Origin of the sequence: Streptomyces anandii JCM 4720 (genome assembly GCF_014650655.1) — a bacterium.
GTDB lineage: Bacteria > Actinomycetota > Actinomycetes > Streptomycetales > Streptomycetaceae > Streptomyces > Streptomyces anandii.
The window spans coordinates 319825-330594 of record NZ_BMVJ01000006.1 but is presented as its reverse complement, the minus strand read 5'-3'; the positions used below and the strand labels follow the sequence as shown (position 1 = coordinate 330594).

Below are 10770 nucleotides of genomic sequence, written 5' to 3'. Positions count from 1 at the left end.
CCCCGGCGCGCCGCGTCCAGGTGGGGGCTGAGCTGGAGCTCGTAGGGCATGCGGAGATCGGGGATGCGGGCCGGGCCGACCTTCTGGAAGGGCACGTGGGTGTAGGCGCGCAGCCGCTCGGCGCCGGCCGACGCGAGCAGGGCGCCGACGTCGGCCGCCGAGGTGCCGGGGCCGGACAGGTGCGGCCGGCCGCGGGCGGACCGCGCCCGCTCGTTCATGTACCGGCTGGAGCGCATGTGCCACTCGTGGCCGCCCGACTGCCAGTCCTGCAGTCCCTTGGTGTATGCGCCCACCGCCGCCACCTGGTCAGGGGTGAGGCCCAACTCCACTGCGAGGGCGGGGACTTCGGTGAGCGCGGTGTGCTCGAACTGGTGCAGGCGTGAGGTGAGCACGTCGTTGACGGCGTCGGCGGCCTCCTGGGTGGTGCAGCCGAAGAAGGTCTCCAGGACCAGCACGCCGTTGCTGAGCTCACCCTCGTCCTCGACCTCGCGCTGGTAGGAGAACAGGTCGTTGCGCAGGTGCACGGCGTCGGAGAAGGTCTCCATCAGTACCCTCAGCGGCCTGGATCCGGCGGCCGCGGCGGGGACTTCGGCGGTCGCGTACTCCACGAGCCCCGCCGACCAGGGGGCGCCGCCGACCTTGCGGCGCATCTCGATGTACTCGACGGGGTTGGCGATCCGCCCCTCGTTGATGTTGGACAGCTCCCACAGCGACTCGTTCAGCAGGTGCTCGGTCGCCACCGCGAACCGGCGCCGCCAGTCGGGGGACATGGCGGGCACCGTGCGCGCCCACAGGTCGGCGAGGCCCGCCTCGACCGGGTTCCGCGGCTCGGGCACCTCGGCCGCGAGGTCGAGCGGCATGAACAGGGGCAGCCGGTCCAGATGGGCCTTGCCGGCCGCGCGGTCCTGGCTGCGCTTGTACTTCTCCAGGAAGTGGTCGTCGAAGAAGAACACCCACACGTACCAGTCGGTGATGAGGGAGAGGGCGGGTCCGTCGCAGTCGGGGTGGGTGCAGGCGCAGAGCAGTCCGTAGTCGTGCGCGTCGAGGTCGGACTGCTCCCAGATCCCGGAGCCCTCCAGCATGCCCATCTCGCGCGCCCACCGGGTCGAGTGGGCGCGGGCCTCGTCGACGTGGGGGTTGAGCCGCGCGGGATACGGCATGTAGAAGTGCGGGAGTTCGAAGGGCTGCGTCATGGGCGGGGCTCTACCCGGCGCCGTCCTGGGCCATCCGTTCGGCGGGACTTGATCACACCATCGCGTGAAATCCCCGGTTCGTGGCGCTATCCGCCCACCCCTCGGGACGCCACCTGGATCAGGGCGTGCGTGCCGCTGGTGCGCCAGCGCCCGCCCTCCTCGCTGTCGAGGGCGGCCTCGGTCGTGGCGTCGAGGCCGGTGATCACCTCGGACTTGAGGGTGCGCAGGGCCGCGACCGGGCCGGGGAAGTACGCGGTCACGTCGGCGAAGGGCGTGGTCGCGGGCCGGCGCCGGTCCCCCACCAGGCGGCGGTAGTTCAGATCGCCCTTGAACACGGTCAGCATGCCGTCGGCGAACTGCTCGCGCAGGTCGCCGGGCATCTCGGCGTACGGCAGCGGGGCGCAGGAGAAGGGGTGCGCGCGGACGGTCAGCCGGCCGTCGCCCATCGCGGACCACAGGAAGCGCCCGTACCGGGCGGCGGCGCCCCGCGCGGCCGTCAGCCGGCGCACCGCGTCGACGACGTCGGCGGTGGTGGCGTCGGAGACGTAGTACGGGTGAGGCTTGACGTGCAGCACCGCGCGTCGCGCGAGGCCGTGTTCGAGCAGGTGCGCGAGGAGCAGCAGATCGGGGACGAGCTCCCGCCCGGCGTTGTCGGCGACGAGGACCAGCGTGCCGGGCGGGAGGCCGGAGAGCAGCGCCCACAGCGCGTCGCTGTCGTCGGCGACCAGGCCGGACACGGCCGTCGTCCCGGCTCCCGGCGCCGACAGCCGGAAGCCGAGGTCGGCGCGGTTGCCCCAGAGGGAGCCGTGGAGGAGCGCGGTGGCGCGGTCGGCGACCGGCGCGTCTTCGAGGGTGTCGAGCGCGGCGAGTTCCTCGTCGGTCTCCGGGGCGTCGAGTTCGGCGAGCTTGGCCGGGCGGAAGGGGTCGATGCCCTGCCAGGGACCGGGCGTGAAGTGGCCGACCGCCTCCAGGAGGCAGCGGTAGAAGTAGCTCTCGGACCACAGCCACGGCACCTCGAACCAGGACCGGCCGGTGTACTCGTCCAGCCCCCAGGACCGCCAGCGCTCCAGGTCGTGCGCGGCGGCCGGGAGCGGCTCGACAACGCCCTCGGTGCAGCTGCTCAGCAGCGCGTCGAGGGCGCGGTGCTGCTCGGGGCCGTACGGGAAGGCGTCCCGGACCTGCCGGATGATCGCCGGGTGCCGTTCGGCGAGCACGCGGTGCGGGAAGGAGCCGGGTTCGTCGGCGAGGAGCACGGGCGCGGTCGGGAGCTGGGGCATGCGCTCACGCTACCCGCGCGGGTCATACGACGCCGATCTCCCGCTCCAGCTGCGTGGTGAGCGTCAGATAGCGCGGGCGCCGGTGGACGGGCACCAGTGAGCGGATCAGCAGGTGCCACATCTCGCTGGTGCGGCGCGGCAGCCGCTCCACCGGTTCCAGGGGCCGGCCCGCGATCCGGGTGCCGACGAAGAAGCAGACGAGGGAGTGCGCGACGGCGTGCACGTCGGTGTCCGGGTGGACGTCCGACTCCCGTACGGCGCCGAGGAGTTTGCGGGTGGCGAGCTCCAGCCACTCGGCGAACGGGTGCTTCAGCGGCGGGCGCACCTCGACTCCCCCGGTGGCCAGCCGCAGTCCCGCGCGGGCGACGGGTCCCTCGACGGCGAGCCGGGTGAGGGCGAAGGTGACGCGGATCAGCGCCTCCAGCGAGGAGCAGCCCTGCCGGTCCACCGCGCCGGCCGCCTGCTTGGAGGCCTTGGACTGCAACTCCATGATGGCCTGGGCGAGATCCTCCTTGGCCGCGAAGTGGAAGTACAGCGCGCCCTTGGTCACGCGCGCGTGCTCCACGATGTCGCTGAGGCTGGTGCGTTCGTAGCCCTGCCGGTCGAAGAGGTCGGCGGCGGCCGTGATGATCGTCGCGCGGGTCTGTTCGGCGCGTAACTGCCTCGGCATCGACGAAAACACTCCCGGAGCCACGAAGAACGGGGCAAGCCGTTTGTTTCTCACTCCCCGTACACGATAGCTCACCCGTCACGGACGTCCACCGGGCAGGGGTGGATGGCCCGTTCACCGAGCACCGGCCGACAGGGCTCGCCGAGGGGATGCCGTAGGGGCCGGAAAACAGGGCACGCGGTATGGAAAGCGGTACCGGCGACGGGCTCACGCGGGGCCGGCCGGACGGCGGATGCCCGCACCGCCGGGCGCTAGAGTGCGCGCCGAACGGTTTGTTTTCGGCCGGGAGCAGGTGTCCGGCAGCGCATGCGACCGGCTCGGCGCACCGGCCCCGACCCGGCCGGCCCGGCGCAGTGAAGGGGTTCTCATGGCGAGGCAGGAACGCGCCATCAGGACGCGCAGGGCGATCCTGGAAGCCGCGGGCGCGGTCTTCGACGAGCACGGTTACACCTCGGCCACGATCGCGATGGTGCTGGAGAGGGCGGCCGTCACCAAGGGCGCGCTGTACTTCCACTTCCCGTCCAAGGAGTCGCTCGCCCAGGCGGTGCTCGACGAGCAGGTGCCGCTCGGCGCGGTGCCCCAACAGCCGTGCAAACTCCAGGAGATCATCGACACCACCTTCGTGGTGGGCCACCGACTGCTCGGCAGCGCGCTGCTGCGGGGCGGGGTCCGGCTGACCGTGGACCAGTGCGCGCCGCCGGGCGTGGACCACACCGGGCCGTTCCTGCGGTGGGCGGAGCATCTGGCGGGGCTGATGCGGCAGGCCGGCGAGCGGGGCGAGTTGCTGCCCACCGTCGAGCCGCGCGACACGGCCGAGTTGCTGGTGGGGACCTTCGCGGGGATCCAGCTGATGTCCCGGGCTCTGACCGGCCGCGCCGACCTCGGGCACCGCATCTCCGTGCTGTGGGGGCACGTTCTGCCGGGCATCGCGGTGCCGGGCCTGCTGCTCGGCCTCGACACCCGGCCGGACCGGGGCGCGCGGGTGCTGGCCGGCATGTCCACCGGCACACCGGGGCGCGGCGGGCAGGAGTGAGGGACCGGCGGGCGGGTCCGGTACCCGGCCGGCTTGAACGCGCCGCGCTCCGCGCCCGTACTGCACGGAACAGACCGTTCCCGCGCCGGTCGAGGAGACTTCGCGATGACGCGCATCACCGCCCCGCTCAAGGTCACGGGCGCCGCCGTGGCCGCGTCTGCCCTGCTCACCGTATGGGCGGCGGGCCCGGCCCTCGCCCACGGCGCCCCCACCGACCCGGTCAGCCGGGTGTTCGCCTGCTCGCCCGACGGCGGCGCCCGTGCCGGTACGGCGGCCTGCCGCGCGGCCGTCGCCGCGAACGGCGCGCCCTTCACCGCCTGGGACAACCTGCGCGTGCCGGGCGTCGACGGCCGGGACCGTCAGATGATCCCGGACGGGAAGCTGTGCAGCGGGGGGCTGCCCGCCTACAAGGGACTCGACCTGGCCCGCGCCGACGGGCCCGTCACGCGTCTGACGGCGGGCGCGCGGATGACGATGACGTACGCGTCGACGATCGCGCACGAGGGCACGTTCAAGCTGTACCTGACCAAGCCCGGTTACGATCCGTCGAAGCCGCTGACCTGGTCCGAGATCCCGGACCGCCCCTTCGCCCAGGTGACGGACCCGGCGCTGACGGGCGGCGCCTACCACATCGCGGCGAAGCTGCCCGCCGACCGGACGGGCCACCACGTGCTGTTCACCATCTGGCAGAACAGCAGCACGCCGGACACCTACTACTCGTGCTCCGACGTGGTGCTGACGAAGACGGCGGGCACGACGGCACCGTCAAGTCGAGGGCACGCGCCCGCCTCGCCGGCGCAGGCCTCGAAGGCCTCCCCGCGAGGGTCCGCGGACGCCTCTGCGCGAGGGCCCGTGCCCGCGTCGACGGCGCCCGACAGCAGCCCGGTGGCCGCGGCCACGGACTCCGGTTCGGGTCCGTCCGCCCCCATGGTGGCGGGCGGCGCCGCCGCGGTGCTGGTGCTCACCGGGGGCGCCGCCCTGGCCCTGCGTCTGCGCAGGCGCTGAATTCGCTTACGACTGCGATCAGTTGACGTAGACGGAGGTGCCCGCGTCGGTCACCGGGGCGTACTTGGCGGTGAAGTAGCCGCTGCCGAAGCACAGCGACGAGCCGGACGTCTTGGTGAACTGCTGGTTGGTGAAGGTGATGCTGTTGTCGGCGTTGTCGGCCCTGCCGCTCAGGCTGGGGGCCTGGTAGACGCAGGTGATGCTGCCCAGCAGGGTGCGCAGCTTGACCGTGGTCTGGATGGTGGAGCCACTGGCGGGCGTCACGGTGAGAGTGCCGTCGGAGGCCACGGTGGTGGTGTACGGCAGGTGTTCGACCGTGATGCCGCTGACGCCGAGCACACCGGTGACATTGCTGGTGCAACTGCTGCTGTCGAAGGTTTGCCCGGTCACCGACTCGGTCGCCGTGCCCGGCGCGGCCGGGTTGTCGGTGACGGTGGCGGTGAACGTGGAGGAGGTGCACGAGACACCGCTGGTGCCGGTCGCGCTGGAGTAGAGGGTGGCGTTGGTGCCGCTCGCCAGCTGGGCGGTGAGGACGTCGCCGACGGCGACCGGGGTGCCGCCGGTGCCGCCCGTGGTGAGCACGGCGCCGCCGTCCGCGAAGGCGGGGGAGATCGCCGGCAGACACAGAGCGGCGGTCGCGGCGACGAGGGTGAGGAGGGGACGCGTACGCATGCGGGAACCTCGTTTCTGGGTGGGGGGTCGAGGCCGTCGTCGGCCCGTGAACGCCTTCTCCGTGCGTGACGGACCGGCGACGGCAGCCGGCCGGTGACCGGCCGAAGGCCTGGGGGGAAGACCTCCGGCCGGGCCGGGGCAGGGGGGAGGAACGGCACGCACCGGCCGATGGGCGATGACGCGCCGAGAAGGGAAGAGCCCGGGAACCGCACGGCGCGCTGTGCCGCCGTGCGACGGATCCGGCGCCACGGATCCGGCGGGGCCAGGCAGAGTTGTAGACCCGCTTCTCGGCCAACGTCAAGGCACTGCAAGGAAGTTGACGATTAGTCAAAGCTGCCGCACAGAACGAACACCTTTCTTTCACAAGCACCTTGACCCGAAAATGTAACCACCGGTAACTTCCGAGTCGGCTACTGCCGCGTAACGAGAAAGCCCTTGCATCCACCGGGAGACGCGGGGCGTGCGCCGCAGCCGCTGTCCGCGCCAGGGCAACGGGCCACTGGACCCCGTACAGGCATTGACTACGCATGGACTATGCGCATGGGAGCAGACATGGCCGCGTCCTCGGACCTCTCACCCTCCAACGAGTACTCCGCCGACCATCCGGAAAGCGGTTCCGGCGTGGACGGACGCGGCCGGGTCCGGCTGCGCCGCGCGGCCGTCATGGCGGTGCCAGCCACCCTGACCGTCGCGGCACTGGCCGTCCTCACCGCCCAGGGCGCCCTGGGCGTGCAGTTCGCGATATCCGGGATGCCCTTCACGGTCACCGCGACCGAGCTGAACGGCACCGGCTTCGAGCAGTTCGGCGCCCTGGACAACATGGCCGAGGACAGCCCCAACGCGGGCGACACCGGCGGACAGGTGCTGGTGGTGACCTCCGCCATCAAGAACGCGACACTCACCAAGCTGTGCCAGAGCGTCGACCTCGGCGGCACCAATCTGGTGATCACCGCGGGCAGCGGCTCCGACAAGGTGCAGGCGACCGACCTGACGACCGACTCCACCGAACTGTCGGGCGACGCCTCGTTCAACAAGATCGAGATCGGCAACGATGCGAGCACCCTCGACAAGGCGGCCGTCCGGGGTCCCAAGGGCGTGTTCAGCCAGCAGGCGGACACGGTCCGGATCGCCAACCTGCGGCAGACCAACTACGCCACGACGGCGGGCGTGTTCAAGCTGCCCGGCCTCAAGCTGCGCTTCAGCGACTCGGGTTGCTGAACCGATGACGGCCGACGCACACGCCGGGCAGCCGGCGCCAAACGCCCGGCGCCGTAGCCCGCGGGCCGCCTTCCGACGCTGGCGCTCCCGGCGCCCCTTCTGGGGCGGGCTGTTGCTCACCCTGGGCGGGGCCGAGATCCTGCTCACCGAGAAGGCGTCGCTGAAGGTGATCCTGCACATCGGGATCCAGGGGCTGGCCGGCTATCTGCTGCCCGTGCTGATGGTGCTGTGCGGGCTGCTGACCCTCTTCAACCCGGCGCAGCGCCTCTTCTACTCCCTCACCGGCATCCTGCTGTCCCTCGGCACCTGGCTCACCTCGAACCTGGGCGGCTTCCTCGTCGGCCTCCTCCTCGGGGCCACGGGCAGTTGCCTCGCCTTCGGCTGGCTCCCCGACCAGGAACCGCGACGCGGACGCCGGCAGCGGCGCAGGGAGGCGGCGGCGACCGCGGCGGCGACCGCGCCGCCGGCGGTCCCGGCCGACTGACGGTCCCATCCGACTGACGGTCACGAGCCGGGCGTAGCGGATCGCGGGCGCCCGTCGCCCGCGGTCAGCCGGCCGCGTGGAGTGGTCAGCCGGCCGCGTGGCGTGGTCAGCCGGCCGGGGCCGGCGGCTCTGCCGCTACGCGAGCCGCCTCCGCCGAGGTGCGGACGGCGGACGGCTCCACCGTGCGGCCGCCGGGCGCGGCGGCGGTGCCGCTCTCGTCCTTCATGGCCTTCGCCTCGCTCTTGAGGATGCGCATCGACTTGCCCAGCGCGCGGGCGGTGTCCGGCAGCTTCTTCGAGCCGAACAGCACGATGAACACGATCGCCACGATCAGCAGGTGCCAGGGTTCCAGCCCGTTGCGGAGCATGACCTCGCCCTCCCTTTCCTCACGTTCTTCCGGCCGTACACCCTGCCGGACCGGCCGGGCACGGTTGCCACATTGCGCAACTGTACAACCCGGACGGGGTGAGTCGAACCCGTCCTACGGCCCTGCCGCGCCGCGCTCGTGGCGTGCCACGGCCGGCGCGAGGGCGAGCGCGTACAGCGTCAGGACGGCGGCGAGCATCAGGTAGTACGGCGGTGGGAGCGCCGTCAGGCCGAGCGGCGGGCCGAGCGGGCCGGCCGGCAGCAGCAGTGCGGCCACCGCGAGGAGGGCCGCCGCCCGGCCCACCGGGCCGATGGACCGCGCCGCGCCGGCGCCGCCACGGCGGCCCGTGCGCAGCAGCACCATCACCAGGGCCTGGGTCAGCAGGTTCTCGGTGAACCAGGCCGTGTGGAAGACCGCTTCGTCGTTCAACGCGTCGGGGCCCCGCAGGGCGGCGGCGAGGACGGCGAAGGTGGCGAGGTCGGCGACCGCGTTCAGCGCGCCGAAACCGGTGATGAACCGCAGGAACGCGCGCGGCCGCAGCACGGTCGGGCGGCGCAGCGCCGAGGGGTCCGGGCGGTCGTGGGCGAAGGCCGCCTGGGCGGCGTCGAAGCAGAGGTTCTGCGCGAGCACCTGTGCCGGGAGCATGGGCAGGAAGGGCAGCAGCAGGCCCGCGGCGAGCATCGCGATGACGTTGCCCAGGTTGGAGGAGAGCGTGACGCGCAGGTAGGAGGCGATGTTGGCGCTGGCGTGGCGGCCGGCGGTGACGGCGTGCCCGATCGCGGTGAGGTCCTTGTCCGCGAGGACCACGTCGGCGCTCTCCCGGGCGGCGTCGCAGGCGGCGCGCGGGGCGATGCCGACGTCGGCGGCGCGCAGGGCGGGGACGTCGTTGACGCCGTCGCCGAGGAAGCCCACGGTGTGCCCGGCGGCCCGCAGGGCGGCGACGAGGCGTGCCTTGTCGTGCGGGGTGCAGCGGGCGACCACGGTGGCGCGGGCGGCCTGCGCGCCGAGTTCCCCGGCGGGCACCCGGCCCGCGTCCACGACCTGCGCGGGCGCCACGGGGAGCCCGAGGTCGCGGCAGGCGCGCAGCGCGGTGCCGGGGTGGTCGCCGGTGAGGATCTTCACCGTGACGCCCGCGTCGGTGAGGCGGCGCAGGGCCTCGGCGGCGGTCGGGGCGAGCGCGTCGCGGAAGGCGACCAGGCCGCGGAAGGTCAGACCTCGTTCGTCCGCGGCGGTGTAGCCGCGCGCGCGGGCGGGGCGTTCGGCCGTGGCCAGGGCGATCAGGCGGAGGCCGTCCGCCGCCTCGCGTTCGGCCAGCACCCTCACGCGGTCGCGTTCGGCGGGGGTGAGGACGCAGCGGTCCAGTACGTCCTCCACGGCGCCCCGGACGAGCAGGACATGGGTGCCGGGACGGCCCGCGACCACGGCGGTGGACAGTCGCCGTACCGGATCGAACGGGACGGCCGCGATGCCGTCGTGTTCCTCGCCCGCCGTCCCGGCGGCCTCCAGCAGGGCCGCGTCGAGGGCGTCGGGCGCGGGCAGTTCGGCGAGCTGGAGGGTCCACCAGGCGCCGACGGCCGCCCTGCGCAGCACCTCGGGGTCCTCCCGGCCGTCCGCGTCGAGGGCGTGCGCGACCACGGGCCGGTCCTGGGTGAGGGTGCCGGTCTTGTCGACGCACAGCACGTCGACGGCCCCGAGGTCGTGCAGGGCGGGGAGCCTTTTTACGATGACTCCGTGGGCCCGGGCGAGCAGCCGGGCGCCGCGGGCCAGGCAGGTGGTGACGATCACCGGGAGCATCTCGGGGGTGAGCCCGACGGCGACCGCCACGGCGAAGGGCAGGGTCTCCAGGCCCCGTCCGCGCAGCGCGGCGTTCGCCATCAGCACCAGCGGCGGGGTCAGCAGCATGAACCGGATCAGCACCCAGGAGATGCCGTGCACCGACCGGTCGAAGGCGCTCGGCCCCCGCGCGGCCGCCGTGCCGTGGGCCGATTCGCCGTGGGCCTGCGTACTGTGCGCCGGTGTGCCGGGCGCCGGCCTTCCCTGGGCCGAAGCGAACCGGGTGCGCGCGCCCGTCGCCACGACCACGGCGGTGGCCGTGCCGGTCGCCACGCCGCTGCCCTGGAAGCACAGGTGCGGCCACGCGAACGGGCCGCCGGTCCCCGTCCGCTGCCCGGGCACCTCGACGGCGGTCTTGGCGACGGGCGCCGACTCGCCGGTGAGGGCGGCCTGGCGCACGGTCAGCCCGCGGGCGCGCAGCAGCCGTACGTCCGCCGGTACGAGGTCGCCGGGCCCGAGCCGGATCACATCGCCGGGCACCAGCTCCGCGACCGGCACCTCCCGCGCGCGGGGCCGGTCCTCGCCGGGCGGGCGGCGCAGCACGGTGGCGGTGCCGGCGACCAGTTCGCGCAGCGCCGCCATGGACCGGTCGGCCCGGTGCTCGCCGCTCGCGCGCAGCACGCAGCTGACCGCGACCAGGCCGAGGATCACCGCGGCCGTCCCCCAGGAGGAGACCAGGGTGGACACCAGGCCCAGGCAGAGCAGTACGGCGGTGAACGGGTCACGCAGCGCGCGCACGCACAGCAGGGACCAGGAGGCGGTGCGGAGCTCGGGGACGGTGTTCTCGCCGGCCGCGGCCAGCCGGTTCTCCGCCTCGGCGTCGGTCAGCCCGCGCGGGCCGCTGTCGAGGTCGCGCAGCACCTGGAGCGTCGTACCGCCGGGCGGCGGCACGGCGGCGGTGTCGGCCGCGGCGAGCTCAGAGCCCACGGAGGCGGCGCGCCGGGGCGTCGGCCGGGGCGGCGCGGTCGGTGAGGCGGTCGACCATGAGGCGTACGACGTCGACGACGTCGGGGTCGTC

At 73.5% G+C, this 10770-nt stretch carries 9 protein-coding genes and 2 pseudogenes; 4 read left to right on the top strand and 7 right to left on the bottom strand.

All coding sequences use genetic code 11. The features are described 5' to 3' along the window. The 3 genes and pseudogenes from cyc2 to IE249_RS14160 all read right to left on the bottom strand — a co-directional run. Positions 1-1193 (bottom strand): annotated as a pseudogene (gene cyc2 / locus IE249_RS37200) (germacradienol/geosmin synthase Cyc2); the annotation flags it as partial. Positions 1194-1279: 86 nt separating this feature from the next. Beyond that, complete coding sequence (locus IE249_RS14165; RefSeq protein WP_189705164.1) at positions 1280-2470, bottom strand: damage-control phosphatase ARMT1 family protein; 1191 nt, start codon at positions 2468-2470, stop codon at positions 1280-1282. A 22-nt stretch (positions 2471-2492) separates the two neighbouring features. Further along, positions 2493-3140 (bottom strand): ScbR family autoregulator-binding transcription factor, encoded by a 648-nt coding sequence (locus IE249_RS14160; RefSeq protein ID WP_189705163.1) that lies wholly within the window; start codon positions 3138-3140, stop codon positions 2493-2495. Positions 3141-3507: 367 nt separating this feature from the next. Here IE249_RS14160 and IE249_RS14155 point away from each other — a divergent pair, with 367 nt between their 5' ends. Next, positions 3508-4173 carry a ScbR family autoregulator-binding transcription factor gene (locus IE249_RS14155; RefSeq protein WP_189705162.1) on the top strand — a complete coding sequence of 222 codons (666 nt, stop codon included), beginning with the start codon at positions 3508-3510 and terminating at the stop codon, positions 4171-4173. Between the two features lie 105 nt (positions 4174-4278). Continuing rightward, a complete protein-coding gene (locus tag IE249_RS14150; protein WP_189705161.1) occupies positions 4279-5178 on the top strand; it encodes a lytic polysaccharide monooxygenase auxiliary activity family 9 protein in 900 nt (299 codons plus the stop codon). Between the two features lie 18 nt (positions 5179-5196). On the opposite strand, the gene IE249_RS14145 is transcribed toward IE249_RS14150, so the two are convergent. Further along, positions 5197-5850 (bottom strand): Tat pathway signal sequence domain protein, encoded by a 654-nt coding sequence (locus IE249_RS14145; protein WP_189705160.1) that lies wholly within the window; start codon positions 5848-5850, stop codon positions 5197-5199. Positions 5851-6402: 552 nt separating this feature from the next. Between IE249_RS14145 and IE249_RS14140 the strand changes: the two genes are divergently transcribed. After that, positions 6403-7068 carry a DUF6230 family protein gene (locus IE249_RS14140; RefSeq protein WP_189705222.1) on the top strand — a complete coding sequence of 222 codons (666 nt, stop codon included), beginning with the start codon at positions 6403-6405 and terminating at the stop codon, positions 7066-7068. 4 nt (positions 7069-7072) lie between these two features. Beyond that, a complete protein-coding gene (locus tag IE249_RS14135; protein WP_189705159.1) occupies positions 7073-7552 on the top strand; it encodes a DUF6114 domain-containing protein in 480 nt (159 codons plus the stop codon). A gap of 106 nt (positions 7553-7658) precedes the next feature. Here the strand turns inward: IE249_RS14135 and tatA are convergent, their stop codons facing one another. The 3 genes and pseudogenes from tatA to IE249_RS37195 form a co-directional block, all read right to left on the bottom strand. Further along, positions 7659-7919: a Sec-independent protein translocase subunit TatA gene (gene tatA, locus IE249_RS14130; RefSeq protein WP_189705158.1), complete on the bottom strand. Its 261-nt coding sequence runs from the start codon at positions 7917-7919 to the stop codon at positions 7659-7661. A 114-nt stretch (positions 7920-8033) separates the two neighbouring features. Then, a complete protein-coding gene (gene mgtA / locus IE249_RS14125; RefSeq protein ID WP_189705157.1) occupies positions 8034-10679 on the bottom strand; it encodes a magnesium-translocating P-type ATPase in 2646 nt (881 codons plus the stop codon). Then, positions 10669-10770, bottom strand: a pseudogene (locus IE249_RS37195) (transcriptional regulator); the annotation flags it as partial. The pseudogene IE249_RS37195 and the gene mgtA, both read right to left, overlap by 11 nt.